This is a genomic window from Labilibaculum sp., from assembly GCF_963664555.1.
GTDB lineage: Bacteria > Bacteroidota > Bacteroidia > Bacteroidales > Marinifilaceae > Labilibaculum.
This window is the reverse complement of the sequence record NZ_OY761461.1, coordinates 187517-213861: the sequence shown is the minus strand read 5'-3', so window position 1 is coordinate 213861 and position 26345 is coordinate 187517. Positions and strand designations below refer to the sequence as shown.

Here is a 26345-nt window from a genome sequence, read left to right as displayed (position 1 = left end):
TTAATGAAAATGATAATTTTTTAACATAAACCAATCCAATATACAATTTTCTTTCAAAATTGAATGTTCCTAAAAGTTATTTTTTTTGATTAATCTGAATTTATATACGGCAGATGTCATAAAAAGATTTATGAATGCATAATTTATGGTAAAAAAAAAGATCAGATTTTCTAATGAAAATCTGATCTTTTGGTGGGCGATATAGGATTCGAACCTATGACCCCTTGGGTGTAAACCAAGTGCTCTGAACCAACTGAGCTAATCGCCCGAATTATTGGGAATATGTGCTTTTTATAGTGGGCGATATAGGATTCGAACCTATGACCCCTTGGGTGTAAACCAAGTGCTCTGAACCAACTGAGCTAATCGCCCTTGCCCTTAAAAGCGATGCAAATATAAGATGGAAATATTATATCTGCAAGAAGAATAATTAAAAAAGTGAAAATATATTTCAAGAGAGGTATAAATAGATACAAAATGCTTTACTTTTAACAGGCATAAAAAATTGATACTATGGATAATAATTTAGAAAGAGACTGGAATAAACTTTTATATAAAATTTCTGAAGATTTTAATGTGGATGCCGATTTAAACGGAACATTACTACTAATTGGGATTCAGGAGCGAGGAAAAGGTTTTCAGGAGAAGTATGAAAAGGATGAAAAAATGGATCACATCAATTTAGCGACATGTACTTTGTTGATGAAATGGAATTACTATCAAATTGATGGTTATGATGAAAATGATTGGCCGGTTTTCAAGAAAAATAAAATGGTTCCCCCTTTTTCTAAGGAAAAAGAAGAATTATTGCTTAAATCTTCGATAGTAGAATACTTTAAAGACAATGATTATTTAGAAAAAGATAATTAAAAGCTAAATTCGAAATTTAAAAATTTCTTAAACACTTATGAAAAATCTTATTTGTATTGCCATTGTTTTTCTTTTTATATCCTGTCAGGAAAAATTGGAGTTAGGAAAAAAAGATAGAATCGTTGAAATTGAAACCGAGTATGGAAATTTAAAAATCCGTTTGTATGATGAGACACCAGCTCACCGCGATAATTTTGTGAAATTAGCACACGAAAAATATTTTGATGGGACTTTATTTCATCGGGTGATAGATGGGTTTATGATTCAAGGTGGAGATCCGGGTTCGAAAAGTGCAAAGCCTGGGCAGCGATTAGGCGAAGGGGGACCGGGATATCAGATTCCTGCAGAAATTAAAGTAGGATTATTTCACAAGCGTGGTGTTTTGGCGGCCGCCCGTGAAGGAGACGACGTGAATCCTGAAAAGAAATCAGCAGGTTCTCAGTTTTATATTGCTCAAGGTAAGATTTATACTCCAGGCGCATTGGATACTTTACAAATGAAGATGAATGAAAAATTAAAAAGTTCTATTTTCAAAAAGGTTCAAGAACAAAAGGCTGAACTTCTTTCCAAATATCAAATGGAGGGTGAGTTGGATAAACTAACAGATGCAATTGATGGTATTAAATTGGAAGTAGACTCAATATTTAATAGTGAGAAAATTGTATTAAGTAAAGAACAAATTGAAGCGTATACTACTGTTGGTGGAATTCCTCATTTGGATGGAAACTATACTGTTTTTGGTGAAGTAATCGAGGGAATGGATTTAATCGATTCAATTGCCGGTGTTGAAAAAGACAATTTTGATCGTCCGTTAAAGGACATATCAATGAAAATGAAAATCTTAAAATAGACAACATTACATGTTGTAAATGGAAGCTTCGTAATATATTGCGAAGCTTTTTTTTTGGCTTTCAAACTCTGGCTATTTATCTTAGTCCAAATTTAAAAAGATATCGTTGAATGAAATTTGGTAAGAAAGTCCTATTTGGAATTGCAATTCTGCTAATAACGAACCTGTCATTTGGACAAACCACCAACTCAATTATTTTAATAGAGACCAATATGGGCAATATTAAATTGATGTTGTACAAGGAAACTCCAAAGCACAGGCAAAATTTTCTGCAGTTAATTGAAAACGGGCATTTTGATGGAACGCTGTTTTATCGTGTAATAAAGGGGTTTGTGGCTCAGGGCGGATCGCAGGATTCCAGAAATGCGCCGGCAGGAAAAATGATAGGTTACGGCAGTTCGAACAGAACCATCGAATCAGAATTTAATCCTAAATACTTTCATAAAAAGGGTGCAATTGCTGCACCAAGAAAGCCGGATAAGGTAAATATTTTTAAGGAATCAGATATTTCTCAGTTTTATATTGCTCATGGAAGAGTGTTTACGGATGAGGAACTGAGCCTGATGGAAAAAGAAGTGAATATTCCTTTGCGAAAGCGAATTGTAAAAAAGTTTTTAACACCTGGTAAACGGGAGTTGCTTGATTCTTTAAAAAAAGCTGATAAAGTGGAAGAATTCAGAGCCATTGCGAAAACAATTAAGGAGTCAATCGAATTTGAATACAATAGCTCCAATCAGAGACTTGAATTCTCTGAGGCTCGTCGTAAAGCTTATACAACGGTCGGCGGAGTTCCGCATCTTGATGGTAATTACACTGTTTTTGGGGAAGTGATAGAAGGGTTGGATGTTTTGGATAAAATTGTAAACCTTAAAACGGATGCAAATGACCGGCCTTTTCGGGACGTTAAAATGAATGTAAAAATTTTGGAATACTAGAGATTAGTGAGATCTGTTTAAATTATTATGGAATCTTCCGGCTAAAATAGAATCCTCAGTAACAAGGAGAAAAAACTTTTTGTAACTTTGCCGACTATTGGATTTCAAAAGATTAAAAATATGTTAGACAAAATAAAGAATTTACTTGAGGAGCTGAATGGATTTTCGGCAACTACACTAGAGGAAGTTGAACAATTTAGAATCAAACACCTTAGTAAGAAAGGTAGTATTGCTGTTTTGTTTGCAGATTTTAAAGATGTTCCAAACGATCAGAAAAAGGCTGTTGGTCAAGCGCTTAATGAGTTGAAGACAACTGCATTGGATATAGTAAATTCCCTTAAAGATAATTTTACCAATCTTGATTTTGGAAAATCAGGTTTGGATTTGACTTTATCGGGTGATCCGGTTAAGTTGGGCTCGCGCCATCCGCTTTCTTTGGTGAAAAATGAAATCACAGAGATCTTCTCCCGTTTGGGATTTACTATTTCCGAAGGTCCGGAGATTGAAGATGACTGGCATAATTTTTCGGCTTTAAATTTTCCGGAAGAACATCCTGCCCGCGATATGCAGGATACTTTCTTTATCGAGAAAAATCCGGACGTAATTTTGCGCACACATACTTCTTCGGTTCAGGCACATGATATGTCTGAAATGGAATTGCCGATTCGTTGTTTAACGCCGGGACGTGTTTTCCGTAACGAAGCTATTTCGGCACGTGCACATTGTATTTTTCACCAAATTGAGTGTTTGTATATCGATGAGAACGTTTCATTTGCAGATTTAAAACAAACACTGACTTATTTTGCCAAAGAATTTTTTGGAGAGAAAACCGAAATTCGATTACGACCATCCTATTTCCCGTTTACCGAGCCATCGGCCGAGGTGGATGTTACCTGTTCACTTTGTGGCGGAAAAGGCTGTAATGTGTGCAAAGGAACCGGTTGGTTAGAGATTTTGGGTTGCGGTATGGTTGATCCAAATGTTTTGGAATTAAACGGAATCGATAATAAAAAATACACAGGCTTTGCCTTGGGAATGGGAATCGAAAGAATCACCATGCTGAAATACGGTATTAAAGATCTTCGTTTGTTCTTCGAGAACGACATTCGCTTTTTGGAGCAGTTTTCTGCGGCAGGATTCTAGAAATTAGATATGAGATTTTAGATGTGAGACATAAGATTCTCTTACACCGATATAAATACAAAAAAGTGCCTTCCATTGCGGGAGGCACTTTTTTATTTCATTAATCCCAGGGCTAAAGCCACAGGGCAAATAATAAAGGAGTTGTTCTTTTGAAATTGCAGCTTTTCAATAGAAAACTACGTACTGTTTGACCTTTCGACTATTGGACTCTTCGACCTTTCCAGACTTTTCAAGACTTTCTCACTCCTCATGATAAATAATCTCTGATGTAACAGGAATTACCTGCTTGTATAAAGCGCTTACCCCACATTGCGATTCTTCGGATATTTTAACCGCCCGCTCCAATTTTTTACGGGGAAGATCCTTGCCAAAGAATTCATAAGTAATGTGCATGTTTTTATAGTAAGTAGGCTGAGTTTCGGTTAACTCTCCTTCAACAGAAACTTTAATATCCCGGATGTCGAGCCTCATTTTCTTTACAATTAATGCCGTGTCGATGCCCGTACATCCCGCTAAAGCTGTTAACATTAGCTTTTTGGGGCGGAATCCTTTGTCTTCACCACCCACTTCGGTTCCGGCGTCGGTAATCATTTTATGACCATCCATATTTGTTTCGTAAGCCAGGTTTCCCAGCCACGATAATTCTACTTTGTGCTTCATAATTGCAGTGTTTTTAGTCTTTTAACCTTTTGGATAAGTAAAACTTAAATTTGTATATTTGACCTGATTACAAATTGAACGTGATTTGTAATAAAAGTAGGAAAAACCCTTCGAACCAAATAAATTTTTTAAAAAGTTTATTTCGCCTTGAGGTTCTACTGAAGGAATTATTATTGAGTTAGTAGTATTGATTTCAGTTTTAATATAATTTTTAATGAAGCAGAATCCAATTCTTCCAAATTGCAATCAATTGGCCGAGAAGTTCGGTGAAAGATTTCAAAATTTGAAGGTAGAAGATATGAATCTTTTATTTTGGGGTGAAGATGTACATTTCTATAAAAGAGGTAGTATTATTTATTCTGAGGGTGATTCCGCGAAAGGATGTTACTTTCTATTTTCGGGTGTTTTAAAAGTATTTAAAACAGGATTGGAAGGGAAGGAACAAATTATTCGTTTTGCAAAGCCCGGCGATTTAATCGGTTTTCGTTCTGTGCTGAGTCAGGAGCGGGCATGCACTTCAGCTAAAGTGATTGAAGATGCCACTGTTTGTTTCATCCCTGGTAATGTTTTAACCAAACTAATTCAAGAGAACTCCAATTTTGCGATGGAATTAATTCAACTTACATGCAAAGAACTGGATGAGGCAAATGATTACATTACTGATATTGCTCAAAAAACGGTACGGGAACGTTTGGCCGAGATTTTAATTCAATTGGAAACAGCTTTTGGATCTACCGAGGATGGCACTTTAAAAATTGCCCTCACACGCGAAGAATTGGCCAATATGGTAGGAACAGCAACCGAATCGGTAATACGTTTGTTATCGGAGTTTAAATCAGACAAACTAATTGAACTAAATGGCCGAAAAATAAAAATACTAAATACCAAAGCACTTAAAAAAGTCGGCGGAATTTTGTAATCCCTGTTTGCAATAATATTTCAACCCCATCTGGTTCGTCCGGATGGGGTTTTTTACATCATTTTTTTGGGGAAGCGATTGGTATCTGGAAGTATTATTAACACTCGTTTTTTGCTATTGTTAATCCATAACAGCATGTTTAATTAACATTAATTCACGTTTTTTATTTGGATGAATCTGACAATATATTTACTTTCAGTAATCTTTTTTAATAGTTACAAACAAATTGTTTTCTTTTTTAACCCTAAAACCCACTTAGTAATGAGTAATAAAGAGAATTTTGAAAGTTTAAAACCAATGTATTTAGCCTCTGCTAAAAATGAGATTAAAGAACCCAATCAGCCTGTGGATATTGTCATAGATGAAGCCATGGATTTATCGGTAATAGCCGACAAGGATCGGGAATTGTTAGCTACTTCGGATTTGGATGTGAGTTTAATCGACGATCTGCCAATTCGGGCCGGAGGCCTGCGTTATGCACAAACAGTTTGGGTACAGGTGCAAACGGAGAATTCGGATGCAGAGGAGCAATGGAAGAGCCTCTCAGTTGAGGCTTTTGAATTGCGCGATGAGCTTTTGCATTTTAGCAGGTATGCTTATCGTAAGAATCCTAGATTAATGGATGTTGTGAACCGGATTGCCGAAGGATACGGGAATGCTGATATGGTTCAGGATCTTTCGGATTTGGCCATGCTGGGAACAAACAATCCAGAGCCTTTGGCGGGAGTGAATTACCCAATGGAAAAACTCGAAAGAGCCTCTGAGTTATCGGATATATGTGGAGCACTGCTGGCTAAGGTGAACGGTGCCAGAGTAGATAACGACAAACCTGCAAAAGAGATGCGCGACCGTGCCTTTACCCATGTAAAACAAGCCGTTGATGCCATTCGCGAAGCAGGGCGTTTTGTTTTCTGGAAAGATGAAGTGCGGTTGGAGCAGTATGCCAGTGCCTACTTTCGAAAACTAAGAGAAGCCAGAGAAAAGAAGGTGGAAGAGGAGGCCTAAGCTTCTGAAAGCCCCGGGAAGAGCGCTTACTTTTGCGAAGGACGGGTCACAGACCCGAAGATTTGGATAACTATTGCGAAGGAGGCCTCCCAGGCACGAAGGGAGGCCTCCTTTATGCGAAGGGCGACTCCCAGAACAGAAGGGCCAATAGAATGGGGCTTTTTGGCAGAATTAGGAAACAAAAATTGAGAGCATGAAAAAATTTCAAAACAAATACCGCATTCCCCCGGCACGTGCTGTGTGGTGGAATTATTCCAACGAAGGCAGCTATTTTGTGACCATCTGCACCTATAAAAAGCAACTGTTTTTTGGTTCTATTACTGATCAGAAAATGGAATTGTCTGAAATTGGGAAGCTGGCCCATCAATTTTGGTGTGGGATTCCCGATCATTTTCCATTCGCAAAATTGCACGCATTTGTGGTGATGCCCAATCATGTGCATGGTATTATTGAAATATTTAATTCTGAAGAGACGTTGCATGCAACGTCTGTACATGCAACGTCTGTATACAATGGATTGCATGCAACGTCTGTACAGGATGTGCGGAATGAATCAGATTCCAAAAATGAAAAAATGGCGGCCATATTCCCCAAAAAAGGATCATTGGCCAGCATCCTCCGATCCTACAAATCGGCTGTAACAAAAGAGGCGCGAAAAACAGATCCCGATTTCGAATGGCAGGAACGATTTCACGATCACATCATTCGCGATGATCAGGAATACCATCGAATTGAAAATTATATCAATAATAATCCCCGGAAATGGGGCGAGGATAAATTTAATGAATAATTTCTACCGTACAGATGTAGTACAGACGTTGCATGCAACGTCTCTATCGAAAAAATAATATGAAAAAAATACTACTACTTGCTTTCGTATTGATAGCAATTATCAGCAAAGGAATTTCACAATCCAACTACTCCTTAGCAATCCCAAATCCGAAATCATTATTAACCAAAGAGCAACTGATTAAAGATAAAGAGGCTTTAAAAAGCTATCACCCAAATCCTTTTAACTCCTTTCCTGAGAGGGAATGGGATTCTTTAATCGAAGTGATTGCAAAAGAATTGCCTTTGGAACCAATTATGGAAACTGAAAAAACACTGATTAGAAGAAAGTTATTGGATAGAGTTACTTTTGAAGATCCTCATTTACGGTTTATTCCTGTACTAGGGAAAACGGGTACTTTAAAAGTGAAAATGAAGAAGATAAAGGCATTGCCTTTTACCTTGATTAGTATTTCGGATACCCTGCTTATTGATAAGAGTTTTGATGAAAAAATTTATTCTGGAGATCGAATATTAAGTATTAATAATGTTGATGCAGTTAGTTATTTGGAAAGTTCGTATCGCGATCGTTATATGTCCGGTTACGCCTTGCAGACTTTTCATCATTTCAGTTTTGCTTCTGATTATAGTATTAAGTTGGTTCGGAATAATCAACGTAAAGAGATCTTTATTAAAGGAATACCTATGGATAATGGTTTTTTTCCAAAATTATATGGGGATATCGAGGAAAAAATAATTGACAAAAACAAGACGGGATATTTTAGTATCAACAATTTCGATTACAATAAGTATTTGGTAAAATGCTTAGGGCGTTACCTTGATAAGGTGAAAAAAGAGGGGTACAAAAATGTTATTATTGATATTAGAAAAAATCCCGGAGGGAGTGGTGATCACTTTGATGAATTGTTTTCATTACTATCGAATAATAAAAAAGATTCCTTATCAGTCAGGCGTTAAATTAAAAGTATCTAAAGCCACCTATAAAGATTATTCTTACACGGAAGATGATTTTGGAAGATTGGTTGACTTGCCGGATTCTCTTATTGTGAAGGAGTGCCCACTGGATAGTTCAATATATAAAGGGGATTTTAATTATTACGTTTTGATAAGTCAGCAGACAGCATCGATGGCAGCTACTTTTGCTAATGTGATACAGTATAATAAAATTGGTTTGCTGGTTGGAGAACCTCTTGCCCATAATGCCTTAAATTATGGGGAGACAATTACAGCAGAGAGAGATAATTCCTTTTTCACAATTTCTACGGTAGAGAATTTTGAGTATACAAAGGCTGAAGAGGGAATTTTAAATCCGGATATTTCGATACCTTTTTTTTGCGAGTGAGTTTATGAAAGGCGGAGATCCTGTTCTGGAGAAGTGTTTGGAATACATTAAAAGTCACAGTAAGTAGGCACAGAAATGCATCTAAAGGATTCTTACAATTGGGATGAGCATAAAAATAAATTTTTCGAATTTAAATTGTAGTAAAGATTAATATAAATCGACTGTTTAGTCCATTCCAACAATTTTCCCTATTTTTAGCTTGACTATAATAAATTGACTAACTACCATTCTGCCTTGAAGAAAAAATTCCCCCATTTCCGCCAATTGGATGCCATGGATTGTGGCCCGACTTGCCTGCGCATGATTGCCTCACATTTTGGTAAAAACTTCAGTCTACAGTCCTTACGTGATAAATCGCACATTACCCGCGAGGGAGTTTCGATGTTGGGCATTGCTGATGCGGCTGAAAGTATTGGCCTGCGCACCATGGGCGTTCGCATTAGCTACGAGCAGTTACAGGATGATGCTACGCTTCCGGCTATTTGCCATTGGGGGCAAAATCATTTTGTGGTGGTGCACAAAATCGAGGTAAAAAAGAAGACAACAACGGTTCATGTTGCCGATCCGGCATCTGGATTGCTAAAGTTTACCAAAGAGGAATTTATTAAGTCGTGGGCAAGTACACAAAGTCAGGGGGAACTGAAAGGCTTGTGTTTGTTGGTGGAAACCACACCCGATTTTTACGCGCAGGGCGACGAGGATATTTCCAACAAAAAGAGCATTGGTTTTCTGTTAAAATATCTAAGGCCGTACCATAAGTTTTTGGTGCAATTGGCACTGGGAATGTTGTTTGGGAGTATGCTGCAACTGATTTTTCCATTCCTTACCCAATCCATAGTCGATGTAGGTATCAATACGCAAAACCTGAGTTTTATCTATTTGGTTTTAATTGCTCAATTAGTGCTGTTTATCTCTCGAATGTCGGTGGAATTCATCCGAAGCTGGATACTTTTGCACATCTCAACACGAATAAACATCTCATTAATATCCGACTTTTTAATCAAGTTGATGAAATTGCCCATTGGCTTTTTCGATATTAAAATGATCGGTGATTTATTGCAGCGGATACAGGATCATACCCGAATCGAAAGTTTCCTTACATCATCAACCTTAAGCATCCTGTTTTCGATGGTCAATCTGGTGATTTTTGGAATTGTTTTAGCCATTTACGACATGCAAATCTTTTTTGTTTTTGTAATTGGATCGGTTTTGTATCTAATATGGGTGAATCTTTTTCTGCGAAAACGTCGAGAATTGGATGGGAAACGATTCGCTCAGTTATCGAACAATCAGAATTCATTGGTTCAGTTAATTACCGGAATGCAGGAAATTAAGCTGAACAACTGTGAGAAACAAAAGCGTTGGGAGTGGGAGCAAATACAGGCTGAATTGTTTAAGGTGAGAACCAAAGGTTTGGCTTTGAATCAGTATCAGGTTTCCGGTTCTATTTTTTTCAACGAAACTAAGAATATCATCATCACCTTTTTAGCGGCCAAGTCGGTACTCGATGGCGGCATGACTTTGGGTATGATGTTGGCGGTGTCGTACATTTTGGGTCAATTGAATTCCCCGCTTGATAATTTGGTGCAGTTTATTCATTCGTGGCAGGATGCTAAAATTTCGCTCGAGCGTTTGGGTGAAATTCACGAGATGAAGGAGGAAGAAATGCCAAATGAGGATCGCTTAACAGAGATTCCCGAAGAAAAGGCCATTGACATCGAAAAGGTATTCTTTCAGTACGAAGGTCCACATTCCGAAATGGTTTTGGATGATGTTAATTTGAAGATAGAAGATGGAAAAACCACTGCAATTGTTGGTGCATCGGGTAGTGGAAAAACCACTTTAATTAAGCTGATGTTGGGATTTTATCCAACTACAAAAGGAAGAATTTCCTTGGGCGGAGTTAGTCTCGAAAATTACAGCTCAGCCATGTGGCGGCAGAATTGTGGTGTGGTGATGCAGGATGGTTTTATCTTTTCGGATACCATCGCCAAAAACATTGCCGTTGGAGTGGAGAATATTGATAAAAAGAGATTGTTGTATGCGGTTCAGGTTGCCTGTATCGATCTGTTTATTGAAAGTTTGCCGTTGCGCTACAATACACGAATTGGTGCCAATGGTCATGGTTTAAGCCAAGGGCAAAAGCAACGGATTTTAATTGCCAGGGCAGTCTATAAAAACCCAAAATTTTTGTTTTTCGATGAAGCAACCAATGCCTTGGATGCAAACAACGAAAAGGCAATCATGAACAATCTGGAGGAGTTCAATAAAGGAAGAACTGTTGTTGTTGTGGCTCATCGCTTAAGTACTGTTCGTAGTGCCGATAAAATAATTGTTCTGGATAAAGGAAAAATTGTTGAGGAAGGAACTCATACTGATTTAACAAAATTGAAGGGAACTTATTATCAGTTGGTGAAAAATCAGCTGGAACTCGGCAATTAGAAATTAATTAATAATTTGGAATTAATAATTAGAAATTTAATATGAAACCGAACCCGGTTAAAGATAAATCTTATCAATTTAGTGTTCGTATTATTAATTTGTATAAATTTTTAAAGAGTGATAAAAATGAATATATTCTGTCAAAACAAATTCTAAGATGTGGGACATCGGTTGGTGCAAATATTGAAGAAGCTATAGGAGGAATATCTAAAAAAGATTTTATTGCAAAATTGCATATCTCATATAAAGAAGCCCGGGAAACACATTATTGGTTGAGATTATTAAAAGATACTGAATATATTGACCATAAAATGTTTGAATCTTTAATTGTGGATTGTGAAGAAATTTTAAAGCTTTTGTCAAAAATTTTAGAAACTACTAAAAGTAATTTGAGTCAAAATAAATAAGAACTTTAGAGCTCTGTTTAATTATTAATTACTCATTATTAATTGTTAATTGATGGATAAGGATACAAACATAGAATTACGTTCAGATGAAGTTAAGGAGATTTTGCAGCGCATGCCTAATTGGATCATTCGAAGCGGAACAACTCTTTTTTTCGTTGTTATTTTTGCCCTGCTGATTGGGAGTTGGTTTTTCCGCTACCCGGATATTATTCATTCCAAATTGGTTCTTACCACTTTAAATCCGCCTGCCGAATTGGTTGCACGATCATCCGGACAGATCCAAAATTTGTATGTTAATGATAATCAGGAGGTGAAAAAGGGAGACCTTTTGGCCATTATCGAAAATCCTGCTGTTAATGATGATGTGTTTGTTTTGAAAACAAGAATGGAGGAGTTTCATGAACACCTTACGGGTGTGGATGGCATTAAATCAAATTTGTTGGAAGGCAATTTTCGATTGGGAGAAATTCAGTCGTACTACAATGGATTTTTAAAATCATATGTTGATTATCAGCGCTTTTTTGATTTGGACTATTACGATCGAAAAATAGAATCTTACAAAGACAAAATCAGTAAGTACAATTTGTATTACGACCGGCAATACCAGCAAAAAGTGATTTCTGAAAGTGAATTGGCGATATCAAAAAAGCAGTTTATTCGTGATTCATCTTTATTTGTCCGGGGCGTAATTTCGCAGTCCGATTTTCAAAATGCACGTAAAAAATATCTCGAACAGAGTTATGCTTTTCATGGCACACGTTCTTCGCTTGCCTCTACTCAGATTAGTATTTCGGAGGTAAATCAACAAATCATAGATTTGGAATTGAACAAGGAAAATGAGCGAAAGGAATTACAGAATCTACTCATTCAATCATTCGATAACCTAAAGGCGCAGATAACCATTTGGGAGCAAAAGTATGTGCTTACAACACCTATTGATGGTAAGGTTAGTTTTAACCGGTTTTACAGCTCCAATCAAAATGTTAAAACAGGAGAGCGGGTTTTCACTGTATTGCCTTCAGATTCCACCAAAATTATTGCCAGAGTTGAATTGGGAGTTCAAGGAGCGGGCAAGGTTAAAATTGGACAGCGGGTGAATATAAAACTTGATAATTATCCTTATCTTGAATATGGAATGCTGGAAGGAACCATTCGATCCATATCAAAAGTACCTGAAGATCAGAAATACAGTTTAGATGTTGATTTTTCTAAAGGTTTGGTTACCAATTATGGAATTGAGTTGGATTTTGCTCAACAAATTGAAGGTCAGGCTGAAATAATTACTGAAGATCTTCGGTTATTACAGCGTATTTTTAATCCGATTCGATCATTACTTAAAGCACGTTTGTAACTTTATTACTGAAATTTGATCCGGTACCGATTGGTTTCTTTCCCATGCAATAAATTTTGATACAAAAACAATTGATATGCAAAAGCTGGCTGTTGGGATAGATATTGGCGGAACAAATACGGTTTTTGGTTTGGTCGATAAAAGGGGAAATATACTTGCTGAGGATTTCATTTTCACGAAAAAGTATGCGGTATTTCAAGCTTTCATAGATGAATTATGTGATAGAATTCAGTTACTTGCTCAGAAATTTAATTGCGAATTGGTTGGAATAGGAGTAGGAGCTCCAAATGCAAATTATTTGGATCAATGCATTCAGGATGCCTCGAACCTGCCGTGGAAAGGAAAATTTGAACTGGGTAAGCTTTTGAGTCAAAAATTAAGAGCTCCTGTTTTCGTTACAAATGATGCAAATGCATCCGCAATGGCTGAGATGTTGTTTGGTGGAGCTGTTGGCATGAAAAATTTTATGGTTTTAACCTTGGGAACAGGATTAGGATCGGGAATTATTGTTAATGGCGAATTGGTGCACGGTCATTCAGGTCTTGCCGGAGAGATGGGACATATAATTGTTCGACCTGAAGGCCGGCATTGTGGATGCGGAAGATTGGGTTGTCTGGAAACTTATGTGTCTGCAACAGGAATTAAGAGAACTGTCAGTAAATTGTTTGCAAAATTTTCTTATTCAAGTGAATTGAGAAACATACCGTTTAATAAAATGAGTGCCAGGAGGCTGGCATCAGAAGCTTATGCCGGGGATCAAATTGCGATTGAAGCCTTTGAATTTACGGGTATGATTCTTGGAATCGCTTTAGCGAATGTAATTGCTTTGAATAATCCGGAAGCTATATTTTTGTCTGGAGGTTTATCGAAAGCCGGCAGTTTAATTTTGAAGCCAACACAATATCATATGGAACAGAATTTACTATCTGTTTTTAAAGGGAAAACACAGTTAAAACTGTCTTCTGTTGAAGGAAATTCTGGTGTAATGGGATCAGCAGCACTCGTATGGAAAGTTGTTGAATAATTTGTAGATTTGATCTTGTTGATCAAATTAACCAGGCCAGGAATATTCATGAAAAGCTTATCAGTATTTTTTGTTGCAGTTGTTTTATTTTCTAATTACACTCTTGGTCAGAAATTGGTAAAACCATTTCAAACTCATAACCAAAGCCCTTTGGTTCATTTTTTTGGGATTCCGACTAATCCCGGAGGTTCAGTTCTTGATAAAAATGCATTTTGGTTCGGGGACTATTTTAGCATTGCCAATAATGCTACCAGTTCTCAAATAAACGAAGAAGCCATTTACCTGGATGGTGAAATATTCAGAAATGAGCTGTTTCTAAGTTATGGTTTGTTTTCGAAAATGGAAATAGGTATTGTTATTCCAGTAGTTGAGCATTCAAGTGGGGTTATGGATTCTTTTATTAGTAATTGGCACGATGCATTTAATTTACCTGGAAAATCAAGAGATTTAATGCCCAATTATAGCTTAAATTACTTTTTCATGGAAAAAAAGGAGATTATTTTCGAAATGAATGAAAGTAAACTTAGTTTCGGAGATATTAGTATTTCTTTGGCGACTCCTATTCTGCGAAATCCAAACCACGTTCTCTCTTTTCGCTCCTTCATAAAGTTTCCAACCGGAAATAAAATAAATTTAGTGGGTAGTGGAACCAATGATTTTGGATTTCAGATGACAGGAATGGTTAATTCAACTCCTGAAACGAAGGAGTTCACCTTCTATTATTCAGGAGGTTATCTGCGGATTGGTAAAGGCGCATTACTCGCAAATAAAGTGACCAGAAATGTTGGTTTCGGAAGTGCAGGTTTGGCCTTCCATGCCACCGATAGTTGGTATTTAAAGTCACAATTCGATTTTCATACGAGTTTCTACGAGAAATCATATACTAAACAATTAGGGAAAGCATCTGCACAATTGGTTCTCGGACTGGATTATTTTGTTGCAAATAATTTAGCTGTTTCGTTTGCCTTTGTTGAGGATATCATTGTTAATACAGCACCTGATTTTGTTCTTCAGGTGGGAGTGTCATATCAGTTTTAATATTTATAAAGCATTTAATTATGAGTTTAATTGGCAATATTATTTGGATAATTTTTGGGGGAATATTTATTTTCTTTGAATATATTATCTGTGGTTTACTAATGTGTTTAACTATCGTTGGAATACCATTTGGCTTGAAAATCATACAGTTATCGGTGTTAGGACTTGCCCCTTTCGGTCAAAGAGTGGTGTATAACGAGCATGCCGGAGGATGCTTAAGTATTCTTTTAAATGTAATCTGGATTTTTATCGGAGGATTGTGGATTGCTTTAACTCATTTGTTATTCGCGCTGATTTTTGCCATCACAATAATTGGAATTCCCTTTGCTCTTCAGCATGTTAAGTTAGCAGGTTATGCCTTAACACCATTTGGAAAAAGCATTCTGTAGTGTCTGTCTAAATCACAAACGCACATAAAAAAAAATCCTGACCGAGAAGTCAGGATTTTCACAAAATACTTAAACAACAAACACTAACATAAACGTTCCTTAACGCGTATGTCAACAAAAGTGGAAAAAATAATTGGGATAAAAAAGTGTTTCGTGAGCTTATAAGACTCAAATTATCAAATATTTCCACCGAAATCGTTTGTGTACCCCTTATTTATTTTTGATATAAATATCGAATAGTCTTTTTTTCCGAAAGAAAATGGAATTGCTCCACGTGGAACATCTATGAATTCATTTTCAGACACTTTAGAAAAATGAAAAATAAAATTATCATATATTTGCCAGTTCTAACAAACTAATTCACTTGATTTGAATCCTCTTAAAAAGCTTGCCGGAGAAACTGTTATTTATGGTGTAAGTTCCATATTGGGCCGATTACTTAATTGGCTGTTGGTTCCTTTGTATACGAATTTATTTGTTCCTGAAGACTATGGAATTGTTACAAATCTTATGTCGTATGTGGCCATACTGCTTGTTGTTCTAACCTATGGCATGGAAACCGGCTACTTTCGTTTTGCAAGCAAAGAGACGAAGAGCGATATTACCTTTTCAACGGGTTTTATTTCTTTAATTGCAACAAGTATTTTATTCTGGATTATCGTTGCAGGTTTTTTAAATCCATTGTCTGTTTTTTTAGAAGTGCCTGAAAACAAGAGTTTTATTGTATTGCTTGCACTTACATTGGGATTTGATGCTATAACAGCTTTGCCATTTGCAAAATTGCGTAAAGAGAACAGAGCAGTTCGTTATGCCGGACTAAAGCTGATTAATATCGGAGTTAATTTGGGAATAAACCTCTTCTTTTTACTATTATGTCCTTGGATTCACAATAACTTTCCTGAAATACCAATCACCACAATATGGAATCCTGAATTTGGAATTGGATATATATTTATGGCCATATTTGTTTCAAGTTTCACAAATTTACTACTACTGCTTCCGGATATTTTAAAGGTTCAGTTAAAGTTAGATCAAAAATTACTGCTTAAAATTCTTGCTTATTCTTCACCCATCTTAGTGGTAAGTATATGCGGAACACTCAATATCAATTTGGATAAAATGATTATGCCTGAGTTGATTCCTGAATCACAAAATCCTTTCTACCAGACAGGAATTTATGGAGCAAATTACAAGCTTGCAGTAATCATGACTTTATTCATACAGGCATTTCGATATTCTTTCGAGCCATTTTTCTTTGCTCAGGCAAAAGAGCAGAGCTCAAAGCAGGTGTATGCTGATGTATTAAAATATTTTGTAATACTTGGTCTTATTATATTTCTTGGGGTAATGTTTTATCTGGATATTGTAAAAATATTAATTGATTCGCGTTATCATGAAGGACTGGGAATTGTACCTTATGTACTCTTAGCTAATCTATTTTTTGGAATTTTCTTCTCTTTATCTTTGTGGTACAAGCTAACAGATAAAACTCGGTTTGGAGCCTATATTGCTATTGTTGGAGTTATAGTAACGCTTGTCCTGAACATTCTTTTGGTGCCAATATTCGGGTACATGGGGGCAGCGTATTCAGTTCTGGCCTGCTTTTTAGTAATAACTGCAATCTCCTATATCGCAGGTCAAAAATACTATCCTGTTCCATATGATTTAAAGGGAATACTTTTTTATTTGTTGCTTGCAGCAATCCTTTTTACAATTAGTACTTATTTAAACCCGGAAAATCAATGGATGAAAATGGCAGGAAAAACACCATTGTTATTGCTTTTTATCATTGTGGTTGTTCAAAAAGAGCATTTGTGGAGTTCTTTAGGAAAGATAGTTGGTATAAACAGGAAAAGGAAGTAGTCAAGACCTAATTATCAACCTTTCATAAAAGTTTTGAAAAATGTATCTTAGCCATTCGAAAAAAAAATGAAATATTCTTCCAGCAATTGTTATTCATTTGAAACGTCCATGACAAAGAATTCTGAAAATCAAGGAGATGATTATTCCAGCATGGTAAGTTCCATCTGAGCATAAAATAAAAAATACAAACAGATGAAAGTAAAAATCGTTAACAAGTCGAAGCACGATCTACCTAAATACAGTACAGAATTATCTGCAGGTATGGATCTTAGAGCAAATCTTGACGAACCGGTATTATTAGAATCATTGGAGCGTAAATTAATAAAAACAGGACTGTTTATTGAATTACCTGCAGGATACGAAGCCCAAATTCGTCCGCGTTCAGGCATGGCCTTAAAAGAAGGAATTACTGTATTAAATACACCAGGAACTATTGATGCTGATTACCGGGGTGAAATAGGTGTAATTCTTGCAAATCTTTCAAATCGTGTTGTGGAGATCAAAGATGGTGATCGGATTTGCCAGATGGTTGTTGCTGCACACGAAACAGTAAATTGGGAACCCGTGGAGGATCTGGAGACATCAGAAAGAGGTGCCGGAGGATTTGGACACACCGGAAAATCCTAATGCGTTAAAAATTATTAATTTGGATCAAAACAAATTGTAAAAGGGTACATTTGATCCGTTTTTTAGTTATTTTACAATTCACTACTACTAGATATTTTAACAGATGAAAATAATTGTTCCAATGGCAGGAATGGGGAAACGCATGCGTCCTCATACATTAACAGTGCCAAAACCTTTAATTCCAATTGCAGGAAAGCCTATTGTTCAGCGTCTTGTCGAAGAAATTGCAAAAGTTTCTGAAGAAGCAATTGATGAAATAGCATTCATTATTGGTGATTTTGGCAAGGAGGTTGAGGAAATATTATGCGGTATTGCTAAAAATATTGGCGCTAAAGCCAGCATTTATTATCAGGAAGAAGCATTGGGAACAGCTCATGCCATTTATTGCGCGGCACCTTCTTTATCTGATAAGGTTGTAGTTGCCTTCGCAGACACTTTGTTTAAAGCAGATTTTGTTTTGGATGCCGAGGCAGACAGCGTGATATGGGTGCAAAAAGTTGAGGATCCTTCTGCTTTTGGGGTTGTTAAAATTGATGATAGAAATAACATTACAGATTTTATTGAGAAACCTAAAAATTTCGTATCTGATTTAGCAATCATTGGAATTTATTATTTTAAAGATGGTGATAACCTACGGGATGAATTGGAATATCTGATGAAAAATAAGGTGCTTGTAAATGGTGAATATCAGCTTACTAATGCCTTGGAAAACATGAAGAACAAAGGACTTTCTTTTAAACCGGGACAAGTTATTGAATGGATGGATTGCGGCAATAAGGATGCAACCGTTCATACAAATCAAAGAATATTGGAATACCACAAGAATGATGATTTGGTTTGCTCTTCGTCTTCATCCGAAAATTCCATTATTATTCCTCCATGTTACATCGGAGAACATGTTAAAATTAAGAATTCGGTAATTGGGCCCCATGTTTCGGTAGGTTCAAATACAACAGTAAGTAATACTTTGGTTCGCAACTCAATCATTCAGCGTAACTCAAATCTTGAAAACTTAAACCTTGAAAATTCTATGATAGGTAATTATGTTGATGTTCAGGGTGAAGTTTCGGAATGGAATGTTGGAGACTTTGCGACCTTCTCAAAATAAAGATAGATGAAGGTGGGATGTAAATTTTGTTTGGCAGTTCTTATTGGTTGTTTGGTGTCGGGCTCTTTGTTAGCAGGGGGAATTGCGCCAATGCCTAAAAAAGAGATAGTACAGAAAGAAGTAAAGTTGACAGAGGCGCAAAAATTAGAGTTTGATTTTGCCTTTACGGAGGCAACAAAGGCTGTTTTGCTGCAGGAGTTGGATAAAGGGCTTTCTTTGTATGCAACCTGCCTTAAAATTGATCCATCGAGCGCTGTTGTACGTTACGAATTGGCGAATATTTATATGAGTCAAGAAGATTTCGGTAGTGCCCTGGAACTTTCCAGAGCTGCCGTTTCATTACAGCCGTTAAATATTTGGTACCAAATTCAGCTTGCAAATATTTACCAGAAAAAGGGGATGATGGATCAGGCTTGTGCTGTGTATAATGAATTGGTGAAACTGCATCCGGAACGAAACGATTTTTATTATTTGCAAGCTGCGATATTTGCCTCCGTAGAAAAGTTTGGCGAAGCCATAGAAGTCTATAATCGTTTAGAGAAAAAGGTAGGAATACAGGAAGGAATTTCTTTGGAAAAAGAGCGTTTATATCTTGCGGCAGGGAACCGAAAAATGGCCTATTCCGAAATTCAGAAACTGATAAAAAAGAATCCTTACCGGGCTGATTTCTATGGAATGTTAGCCGATCTGTATATGGAAGACAAAGATGAAGATAAAGCTTTTGAACAGTACGAAAAGATATTGAAAATTGATCCGGAAAATGGTTTGGTTCATTTTTATTTAGCGGATTTTTATCGAAGAAAAGGCGAAATTGAAAAAAGTAATGCTTCCCTTACAAAGGCTTTCAGCAATTCAGAAATTGAAGCGGATCAGAAAATTCAATTTTTAATTTCCATTCTGATGAATGGAAATAAAGAAGGCATGTCTGATGAATATTTGAAAGAATTATTGGACATATTGGTTGAAGTTCATCCGGGACAAGTAAGAGTACATGCACTTTATGCTGATTTTCTTAGAAAAAGAAAAGATAATGAAGGCGCACGATATCACTTAAGGAAAGTGCTTGAAGAGGAAAAAACAAATTATGTAGTTTGGGAAGAATTGCTTTTGATAGACAATGAAATGTTGGACTTTGAAAGTATGTTTAATGAAAGTTCGGAGGCATTAAAATATTTCCCGACTCAACCTATTTTATATATTTTTAAAGGGGTTGCGGCAGCTCAAAAGCAGGAGTACAATGCCGCAATTGAAACATTGGAAGAGGGTTTTTCTTATATCGGTGAAAATGTTAAGTTACGGGTTCAGTTTCAGACTTATTTAGGGGATGCCTACTATCAAATGGGCGACGCAGAAAAAGCATTTAAAGCTTATGATGAGGTCTTATTGTTCGAACCGCAAAATGTGATCGTGTTAAACAATTACAGCTATTATTTGTCAGTTAAAGGTCTAGAGCTTGAAAAAGCAAAAAAAATGAGTTCTCTTTGCATTAAACTCGAAGCAGAAAATTCTACTTATCTGGATACTCATGGATGGGTTTTATACCAAATGGGAGAATATCAAGATGCTAAAAATATTTTGGAAAAAGCTATGGAATTCGGAGGTGGAGAATCGGCTGTAATTGTCGAACATTACGGAGATATTCTTTTTCGTTTAGGCGATACGGAAAAGGCTCTTTCAGAATGGAAAAAGGCAGTTGAAATTGGCGAAGGTTCAGAGTATTTGGCAGAAAAAATAAAGACAGGAAGTATTCCTGAAGAGAAGAAACAAAATGAACAATAGAAAATATTCAAAAATTGTTTTAAGGGTTCTGATCGTTATCATTGCCCTTTTTCAGTTTTCCTGTAAATCATTTTATGAGTTAGGTGTTGAGAAGGCAAAGCCAATATCAGACAATAAGCTATATAACGGATTAATAGACAGCAGTTTAAATTATCAGAGTATATACGTAAAACGCTTTTCGGCAAGCTTTTCGGTTGATGGAATAAGCAAAAGTTTTAAAGGTTCTATTAAAATAGAAAAGGATAGTATTATTTGGATTGATATTACTGCCTCTGTAGGGATACCGGTAGCCCGACTGCTCATTACACCAGATTCTGTAAAAATGATCGATCGGCTTAAGAAAACTTATTTTATTGATGACTTTGGGTTCTTTTCGGATAAACTAAATATGGATTTGGATTTTTATTCTTTCCAGAGCATCCTTACCAATTCAATTTTTAAAATTGATAACGAAGAGAAAGAAAAGGCTTTTATTCGATCTTTTGATGGAAAAATAATTGACAACAAGTATGTTTTTATATCTGACAAAGCGAGAAAGATTGATCGAAAATTAAAGAAGGATAAGCTGGAAAAATTAAATAGGTTTAACTATCAAAGAGTAGATATTGATCCTTCTTTAATGAGGATTACAGATATATTGGTAAAAGAATTTGATGCTGCGAGAGACATAACTATTAAGTATCGGGATTTCACTGTTTTTGAAAACAGGAAGTTCCCCAAACGATTGGCTTTTGAAGTAAAGGATCCAAAACATTTATTATCTTGTAACATTAAATTTAATAAGATAACATTTAGTGAAGATCTGCGCTTTTCGTTTACAATACCTGACAAATACGATCAAATTTATCCATAAAACCACTATGGGATTTAGCAAATTAACATTTATTAAAATATTTTATATAGTAATTGCTCTTCTGGTTATATCATCAGCAGATGCTTTTTCTCAGCATGATATTTCTACTCTTAAGAAAAGAAAAGAGCAGAATGCTAAAGACATAGCGTACACCAATAGTCTTCTCACCAACACTTTGAAGAATAAGAATGTAACATTGGGACAATTAAACCTTCTAAATCAAAGAATAAAGGCCAGAAAAGCTTTGATTGAGTCCATTGAAAATGAAATTTCTTATCTCAATTCTCAGATTGGTAAAATGAATGCGGATGTAAAGGGCTTGGAAGATGAATTGAATAAGCTGAAGCAACAGTATGCAAAGTTGATTCAATATGCGTACAAGCAAAGAAATTCGCATGAAAAACTGATGTTTTTATTGTCAGCTAAGGATTTTAATCAAGCTTACAAGCGATACAAGTATCTTCAGCAATTTTCGGAATACAGCAAAGAACAAGGCAAACAGATTGGCTCCAAAAAAGATTCGCTGAAGGCAAGCTTACTTCGTTTGAAAAAGGCAAAGAGCGAAAAAGTTGTTTTGCTATCAGATAAAACAAAGGAAAATCAGAGCTTAGCTCAAGAGAAATCCCAGCAATCTGAGATAATTTCAAAATTGAAGCAGCGTGAGAAACAGCTTAGGGATGATTTAAAACAACAACAGCAGTATACTAAAAAGCTGGAAAGGGAAATTCAGAAAATCATCGAAAGTCAGGCTAAACTAGCGGCTAAGAAAAATAAGGGAGGAGGCAAATTTGGCTTAACTCCGGAGGAAAAGATACTTTCAGAATCATTTGATCAAAATAAGGGGAAGCTTCCCTGGCCTACAAAAACAGGTTTTATATCTGAAAAATTTGGGGAACACAAACATGCAGTGCTTAAGCATGTTAATGTTCGAAATGATGGTGTAAATATTACGACTGACAGCAACGCCGAATGTCGCTCTATTTTTAAAGGAGAAGTCACACACATCCTATCTATGCCGGGTCTTAATAATGTGATTATTATTCGTCATGGTGAGTTTTTCTCTGTTTATTCAAACCTTTCTTCGGTTAGTGTAAAAAAAGGCGACACGGTTTCGTCCAAAGAAAAAATTGGCGAGGTGTATACCGATCAGGCGCAAAGCCAAACTGTTCTTAAATTCCAATTATGGAAAGGAAGTACGAAATTGGATCCTTCATTGTGGCTGTATCGGAATTAACTCTTTTACGTAGTAGTTGGTATGGGTTCTAGTCAGGAAATTTTTATCGGAAAATTAGATCGGTTTATTCGAAAATACTACCAAAATCAGCTCCTAAGAGGTTTGCTTTTGAGTATTGTTCTGATTTTGTCCTATTTCTTGATTGTTTCATATACAGAATACTTACTGTATTTTTCAGTTTCGGTTCGAACATTTCTCGCCATTTTTTCGGTACTGTTTTTTTCTTTGATAATTGTGAAACTAATTATTTTACCCATAATTGGTTTGTTTCAAATTGGAAAAAGAATAAGTTACAGACAGGCTATTGCTATCATTACCCAATATTTTCCGGATCTGCAGGATCGGTTGATTAATACATTGGAATTAACCGAGCTGTCAGCTAAAAGTAATTCATCCGGTGACTCTCTTTTAATGGCCAGCATCAATCGAAGAATGGAATCCATTCAATTGATTCCTTTTAGAAAAGCGATATCATTCAGATCGAATCTTAGCTATTTAAAATACCTTGTAATCGTATTCATTGCAGTTGTGGGGACTTATATTGTCTTGCCGGATATGTATTCCGGCAGTGCGAATCGTTTGGTTCATTTCAGAAAGGAATACATCGCCCCAGCCGACTTTAAATTTAAAGTAAACCAAGATTCCATGAAAGTGGTTCGAGGCTTTGATTTCTGCCTGAAAGTGCAAACAGAAGGTAAATATGTGCCGGCTAATGTCTATCTGATTTCTGAGGGGAATCAGTTCCTTTTAAAAAAGATAGGAAGCAATAGTTTTAGCTACCTTTTCAGGAATGTAAATAGAGAAGTAAGTTTCTTTTTAAAGGCCGGCAAAATAACATCATTAACTTATCAGCTTGAACTTTTATTTAAACCTGAAATTAAGTCTTTTGAGCTTTCCGTAAAATCACCATCTTACACAAATGTACCTGAAAGAAAAGAGCAAAATTTGGGGGATATTAGTGTCCCCGAAGGATCTTTACTGGAATGGACGATTGAGGGAGAAGATACCAATTCAGTTCAAGTTGTTTTCAATGATTCTCTAAATCAAGTCAATTCAAAAAATAAAGGCAATATATTTTTATTTTCAAAAACGATCTTTCAGAAAAATAAATACCAGATTTATGTGAGTAATGAGCAATTTAAAAAACAGCTTTTTGCCAATTATACGATTGATGTAATACCAGATCTTTATCCACAGATTCAGGTGTCAACCATACAAGATACTTTATTGGCTAAAGCTTACTATTTTAAAGGTATCTTAAAGGATGATTATGGATTTACGAAATTACGGTTTTGTTATCTGATCAATGATCAGGAACCTGTTTACATTCCAATAAATATAAATAGGAATATTAGTTCTCAGGAGTTCTATTACGCCTTCGATTTTGAGAATGTCGATGTAGGTGAAGGAAGTCATGTACAATATTATTTCGAAGTTTTCGATAACGACGGAATAAATAAGCCGAAAATGTCCCGGTCCCGGCAATTTTCGTTATTAGTTCCCGATTCGAAGCAGTTGTACGATTTAAATAAAAACATTCAGGATAGTATCTCGGATCGGATCAAAAAAGGTATTGATCTGAGTCAATCCATACAGGAAGATATAAAGCGTCTTCAGAAAAATATGTTGGATGGCAACGGAGACCAATGGCAACAACAACAAATATTTCAGCAAATCGATTCTAAAAAGAAACAATTGGATGAGTTGCTAAAAAATATCAGGCAAGAGAATGCAAAAAAAGATCAGTTGTCAAATTCTTTGGTACAAAAAGATTCTTTACTAATCGAAAAGCAAAAGCAAATTGAAAAGCTTCTTGAAAATGTAATAGACGATGAGTTGCAGAAATTATTTGAAGAATTTAGCAAATTAGCCGAAGATTTTAAATCGGAAGATTTAAATAAGCTTGGGAACCAATTAAACTTGTCGTTTGATGATTTTCAGAAACAAATGGATCGCAACTTAAGTTTGTTGGAACGATATGATATTGAGACCCGTATGAATCAAATCATCGGCAGAATTGATAAAATTGCGGATACTCAGGAGGAAATTAGTGGCCTGGGGCGCAAGCAGGAGGAAAAAATGAATTCTCAGCAAGTTGAGGAAAGTCAAAAATGGGATGATTTGAAAAAAGACCTCGAAAATCTTCTTGAAAAAAATTCAGGCATTAGTGATCCGTATCAATTTCAAAATCCGTCTGAAGAACTTCAGTCGATTTCTGAGATGATGAAAGAATCAAATTTTTTTTTAGAAGAAGGGCAAAACTTTAAGGCTTCAAAAAATATGAAGGCAACTTCTAAAAAACAAAAAGCTCTTGCTCAAAAGTTGAATAGTAATCTTTCAAAAAGTGTAAGTGCACAACTTACCGTTGATATTGATAATTTAATTCGCTTGATGAATAACCTAATGGAATTTTCATTTCAGCAGGAGGCCGTACTGACAGATTACAAAACTGTGGATTATCGAAATCCGTTATTTTTTAAAATGATTGAAGAGCAGGGGGGATTAAAAGAAGAGTATTTACTCATTCAGGACTCTTTGTTTTCTCTTTCATCTCACTCGCCTCAGGTTGCTGCTTTAATTGGAACAAGAATTTTTGATATTAGTAATTATCTTGATCAGGTTCTTGAAGAGGCCAATAACAGAAGAAAAATTCAAGCGAATATTACTCAACAAAAAGTACTAACGGAAATTAATGAATTATCGTTGTTTCTTTCTGAAGCATTAAAACAGCTAATGGAACAAATGGCGAATGCCATGCCTGGTGATCAAATTGGTGATCAAAAAGGAGGAAAACCATCTTTTTCAGGCATGCAATCGGAGCAGCAATCCTTAAAAAAGATGTTGGAGGAGATGATTCAGGAAATGAAATCAGGAAAAGGTAAAAATAATTCCACAGAAAAATTAGGTGAGTTTTTACAAAGACAGGAAATGTTTCAACAAAATTTGAGTGAAATTCTTCAGAAAGGTGGTGTTGGAGATGAGACCGAGAATATATTACGTGAAATAATGAAAATGATTGATCAAACGCAATCAGACATATCTAATTTTTCCATAAATTCGAATACAATAAATAGGCAAAACAGAATAATTTCCCGTTTGTTAGAAGCTGAAAATGCCCATAGAGAAATGGATTTTGATAAAAAAAGAGAAAGTAATTCTGGAAATATAATTAAATTGAGTAACCCTACAGAAATATTTGAGTATAAAAGAATACGAACAGATTTCGAAGGTGTTTTCGATGACTCTTATGTAAAAATGATTGACTACTATAATAAATTGTATTTGGATTACATGATCAAAATAAATAATGACTAAATCAGAAAAATTACTAATCTTTCCATCCGAATTAGAGAATATAAGTAGAGTTGAAAAACTTATAGATGAAATTTCTTCATCTCATAACCTTAGTTCTGAAATTTATGGGAAAATTTCAGTTGCCCTCATTGAAGCCGTCAATAATGCTATCTTGCATGGCAACCAACTTGACGTTACTAAAAAGGTGAAAATTGAATATAATATTGATGACGAATCGATTAGTTTCATTGTGTGGGATGAAGGCAAGGGATTCGATTTTTCAAATATACCTGACCCTACGCTTCCTGAAAATCTGGAGAAAACACATGGAAGGGGAATTTTTCTGATGAATCATCTGGCTGATGATATTGAATTTGGAGAGAATGGTGCTATAGTAGAAATGAAATTTATTTTTGGATAAAA

General features: G+C 35.8%; 24 protein-coding genes and 2 tRNA genes. 23 read left to right on the top strand and 3 right to left on the bottom strand.

The annotated features are described in order from the left end of the window. Positions 1-190: 190 nt before the first annotated feature. Both ACKU4N_RS00950 and ACKU4N_RS00945 read right to left on the bottom strand, forming a co-directional pair. A tRNA-Val gene (locus tag ACKU4N_RS00950) sits at positions 191-268 on the bottom strand. A 29-nt stretch (positions 269-297) separates the two neighbouring features. Continuing rightward, positions 298-372 (bottom strand) — tRNA-Val (locus ACKU4N_RS00945). Positions 373-513: 141 nt separating this feature from the next. Between ACKU4N_RS00945 and ACKU4N_RS00940 the strand changes: the two genes are divergently transcribed. From ACKU4N_RS00940 to pheS, 4 genes are all read left to right on the top strand, one after another. Next, positions 514-870, top strand: coding sequence for a hypothetical protein (locus tag ACKU4N_RS00940; RefSeq protein ID WP_321319731.1), 357 nt, complete (start codon positions 514-516; stop codon positions 868-870). 37 nt (positions 871-907) lie between these two features. Then, positions 908-1720, top strand: coding sequence for a peptidylprolyl isomerase (locus tag ACKU4N_RS00935; RefSeq protein WP_321319730.1), 813 nt, complete (start codon positions 908-910; stop codon positions 1718-1720). Between the two features lie 110 nt (positions 1721-1830). Then, the gene (locus tag ACKU4N_RS00930; RefSeq protein WP_321319729.1) at positions 1831-2655 is read left to right on the top strand and encodes a peptidylprolyl isomerase; all 825 of its coding nucleotides are present in this window, start codon (positions 1831-1833) and stop codon (positions 2653-2655) included. Between the two features lie 120 nt (positions 2656-2775). Continuing rightward, the gene (pheS, locus tag ACKU4N_RS00925; protein WP_321319728.1) at positions 2776-3798 is read left to right on the top strand and encodes a phenylalanine--tRNA ligase subunit alpha; all 1023 of its coding nucleotides are present in this window, start codon (positions 2776-2778) and stop codon (positions 3796-3798) included. Positions 3799-4038: 240 nt separating this feature from the next. Here the strand turns inward: pheS and ACKU4N_RS00920 are convergent, their stop codons facing one another. Continuing rightward, entirely contained in the window at positions 4039-4458 is a 420-nt protein-coding gene (locus ACKU4N_RS00920) for an OsmC family protein (RefSeq protein ID WP_321319727.1), read from the bottom strand. A 214-nt stretch (positions 4459-4672) separates the two neighbouring features. Between ACKU4N_RS00920 and ACKU4N_RS00915 the strand changes: the two genes are divergently transcribed. From ACKU4N_RS00915 to ACKU4N_RS00825, 19 genes are all read left to right on the top strand, one after another. Then, complete coding sequence (locus ACKU4N_RS00915) at positions 4673-5377, top strand: Crp/Fnr family transcriptional regulator (RefSeq protein WP_321319726.1); 705 nt, start codon at positions 4673-4675, stop codon at positions 5375-5377. A gap of 261 nt (positions 5378-5638) precedes the next feature. Next, positions 5639-6382 carry a hypothetical protein gene (locus ACKU4N_RS00910; protein WP_321319725.1) on the top strand — a complete coding sequence of 248 codons (744 nt, stop codon included), beginning with the start codon at positions 5639-5641 and terminating at the stop codon, positions 6380-6382. A gap of 193 nt (positions 6383-6575) precedes the next feature. Next, positions 6576-7172: a transposase gene (locus ACKU4N_RS00905; protein ID WP_321319724.1), complete on the top strand. Its 597-nt coding sequence runs from the start codon at positions 6576-6578 to the stop codon at positions 7170-7172. Positions 7173-7231: 59 nt separating this feature from the next. Continuing rightward, a complete protein-coding gene (locus ACKU4N_RS00900; protein WP_321319723.1) occupies positions 7232-8128 on the top strand; it encodes a S41 family peptidase in 897 nt (298 codons plus the stop codon). Further along, positions 8070-8513, top strand: coding sequence for a S41 family peptidase (locus ACKU4N_RS00895; RefSeq protein ID WP_321319722.1), 444 nt, complete (start codon positions 8070-8072; stop codon positions 8511-8513). The genes ACKU4N_RS00900 and ACKU4N_RS00895 overlap by 59 nt, the downstream gene beginning before the upstream one ends. 234 nt (positions 8514-8747) lie before the next feature. Next, on the top strand, positions 8748-10955 hold the full coding sequence (locus ACKU4N_RS00890) for a peptidase domain-containing ABC transporter (protein WP_321319721.1): 2208 nt from the start codon (positions 8748-8750) through the stop codon (positions 10953-10955). Positions 10956-10996: 41 nt separating this feature from the next. Beyond that, a complete protein-coding gene (locus tag ACKU4N_RS00885) occupies positions 10997-11362 on the top strand; it encodes a four helix bundle protein (RefSeq protein ID WP_321319720.1) in 366 nt (121 codons plus the stop codon). Between the two features lie 52 nt (positions 11363-11414). Then, on the top strand, positions 11415-12713 hold the full coding sequence (locus tag ACKU4N_RS00880) for an HlyD family secretion protein (protein ID WP_321319719.1): 1299 nt from the start codon (positions 11415-11417) through the stop codon (positions 12711-12713). 76 nt (positions 12714-12789) lie between these two features. Further along, entirely contained in the window at positions 12790-13737 is a 948-nt protein-coding gene (locus tag ACKU4N_RS00875; protein WP_321319718.1) for an ROK family protein, read from the top strand. A 48-nt stretch (positions 13738-13785) separates the two neighbouring features. Continuing rightward, entirely contained in the window at positions 13786-14775 is a 990-nt protein-coding gene (locus ACKU4N_RS00870; protein ID WP_321319717.1) for a DUF3187 family protein, read from the top strand. A 20-nt stretch (positions 14776-14795) separates the two neighbouring features. Next, positions 14796-15164 carry a YccF domain-containing protein gene (locus ACKU4N_RS00865; protein ID WP_321319716.1) on the top strand — a complete coding sequence of 123 codons (369 nt, stop codon included), beginning with the start codon at positions 14796-14798 and terminating at the stop codon, positions 15162-15164. A 369-nt stretch (positions 15165-15533) separates the two neighbouring features. Continuing rightward, a complete protein-coding gene (locus ACKU4N_RS00860) occupies positions 15534-17027 on the top strand; it encodes a lipopolysaccharide biosynthesis protein (RefSeq protein ID WP_321319715.1) in 1494 nt (497 codons plus the stop codon). A gap of 192 nt (positions 17028-17219) precedes the next feature. Further along, positions 17220-17654 carry a dUTP diphosphatase gene (dut, locus tag ACKU4N_RS00855; protein WP_321319714.1) on the top strand — a complete coding sequence of 145 codons (435 nt, stop codon included), beginning with the start codon at positions 17220-17222 and terminating at the stop codon, positions 17652-17654. A gap of 103 nt (positions 17655-17757) precedes the next feature. After that, a complete protein-coding gene (locus ACKU4N_RS00850; RefSeq protein WP_321319713.1) occupies positions 17758-18762 on the top strand; it encodes a sugar phosphate nucleotidyltransferase in 1005 nt (334 codons plus the stop codon). Between the two features lie 6 nt (positions 18763-18768). Then, entirely contained in the window at positions 18769-20541 is a 1773-nt protein-coding gene (locus ACKU4N_RS00845; RefSeq protein WP_321319712.1) for a tetratricopeptide repeat protein, read from the top strand. Then, positions 20531-21394: a lipoprotein insertase outer membrane protein LolB1 gene (locus tag ACKU4N_RS00840; RefSeq protein WP_321319711.1), complete on the top strand. Its 864-nt coding sequence runs from the start codon at positions 20531-20533 to the stop codon at positions 21392-21394. The genes ACKU4N_RS00845 and ACKU4N_RS00840 overlap by 11 nt, the downstream gene beginning before the upstream one ends. Positions 21395-21401: 7 nt before the next feature. Next, on the top strand, positions 21402-22628 hold the full coding sequence (locus tag ACKU4N_RS00835) for a murein hydrolase activator EnvC family protein (protein WP_321319710.1): 1227 nt from the start codon (positions 21402-21404) through the stop codon (positions 22626-22628). 21 nt (positions 22629-22649) lie between these two features. Further along, positions 22650-25943, top strand: coding sequence for a coiled-coil domain-containing protein (locus ACKU4N_RS00830; protein WP_321319709.1), 3294 nt, complete (start codon positions 22650-22652; stop codon positions 25941-25943). Then, on the top strand, positions 25936-26343 hold the full coding sequence (locus ACKU4N_RS00825) for an ATP-binding protein (RefSeq protein ID WP_321319708.1): 408 nt from the start codon (positions 25936-25938) through the stop codon (positions 26341-26343). Before ACKU4N_RS00830 ends, ACKU4N_RS00825 begins: the two co-directional genes overlap by 8 nt. Positions 26344-26345: the final 2 nt, after the last annotated feature.

Coding starts and splice junctions, on each gene's coding strand:
- ACKU4N_RS00940 (WP_321319731.1), top strand. CDS start 514: ATGGATAATAATTTAGAAAGAGACTGGAATAAACTTTTATATAAAATT.
- ACKU4N_RS00935 (WP_321319730.1), top strand. CDS start 908: ATGAAAAATCTTATTTGTATTGCCATTGTTTTTCTTTTTATATCCTGT.
- ACKU4N_RS00930 (WP_321319729.1), top strand. CDS start 1,831: ATGAAATTTGGTAAGAAAGTCCTATTTGGAATTGCAATTCTGCTAATA.
- pheS (WP_321319728.1), top strand. CDS start 2,776: ATGTTAGACAAAATAAAGAATTTACTTGAGGAGCTGAATGGATTTTCG.
- ACKU4N_RS00920 (WP_321319727.1), bottom strand. CDS start 4,458: ATGAAGCACAAAGTAGAATTATCGTGGCTGGGAAACCTGGCTTACGAA.
- ACKU4N_RS00915 (WP_321319726.1), top strand. CDS start 4,673: ATGAAGCAGAATCCAATTCTTCCAAATTGCAATCAATTGGCCGAGAAG.
- ACKU4N_RS00910 (WP_321319725.1), top strand. CDS start 5,639: ATGAGTAATAAAGAGAATTTTGAAAGTTTAAAACCAATGTATTTAGCC.
- ACKU4N_RS00905 (WP_321319724.1), top strand. CDS start 6,576: ATGAAAAAATTTCAAAACAAATACCGCATTCCCCCGGCACGTGCTGTG.
- ACKU4N_RS00900 (WP_321319723.1), top strand. CDS start 7,232: ATGAAAAAAATACTACTACTTGCTTTCGTATTGATAGCAATTATCAGC.
- ACKU4N_RS00895 (WP_321319722.1), top strand. CDS start 8,070: ATGAATTGTTTTCATTACTATCGAATAATAAAAAAGATTCCTTATCAG.
- ACKU4N_RS00885 (WP_321319720.1), top strand. CDS start 10,997: ATGAAACCGAACCCGGTTAAAGATAAATCTTATCAATTTAGTGTTCGT.
- ACKU4N_RS00880 (WP_321319719.1), top strand. CDS start 11,415: ATGGATAAGGATACAAACATAGAATTACGTTCAGATGAAGTTAAGGAG.
- ACKU4N_RS00875 (WP_321319718.1), top strand. CDS start 12,790: ATGCAAAAGCTGGCTGTTGGGATAGATATTGGCGGAACAAATACGGTT.
- ACKU4N_RS00870 (WP_321319717.1), top strand. CDS start 13,786: ATGAAAAGCTTATCAGTATTTTTTGTTGCAGTTGTTTTATTTTCTAAT.
- ACKU4N_RS00865 (WP_321319716.1), top strand. CDS start 14,796: ATGAGTTTAATTGGCAATATTATTTGGATAATTTTTGGGGGAATATTT.
- dut (WP_321319714.1), top strand. CDS start 17,220: ATGAAAGTAAAAATCGTTAACAAGTCGAAGCACGATCTACCTAAATAC.
- ACKU4N_RS00850 (WP_321319713.1), top strand. CDS start 17,758: ATGAAAATAATTGTTCCAATGGCAGGAATGGGGAAACGCATGCGTCCT.
- ACKU4N_RS00845 (WP_321319712.1), top strand. CDS start 18,769: ATGAAGGTGGGATGTAAATTTTGTTTGGCAGTTCTTATTGGTTGTTTG.
- ACKU4N_RS00840 (WP_321319711.1), top strand. CDS start 20,531: ATGAACAATAGAAAATATTCAAAAATTGTTTTAAGGGTTCTGATCGTT.
- ACKU4N_RS00835 (WP_321319710.1), top strand. CDS start 21,402: ATGGGATTTAGCAAATTAACATTTATTAAAATATTTTATATAGTAATT.
- ACKU4N_RS00830 (WP_321319709.1), top strand. CDS start 22,650: ATGGGTTCTAGTCAGGAAATTTTTATCGGAAAATTAGATCGGTTTATT.
- ACKU4N_RS00825 (WP_321319708.1), top strand. CDS start 25,936: ATGACTAAATCAGAAAAATTACTAATCTTTCCATCCGAATTAGAGAAT.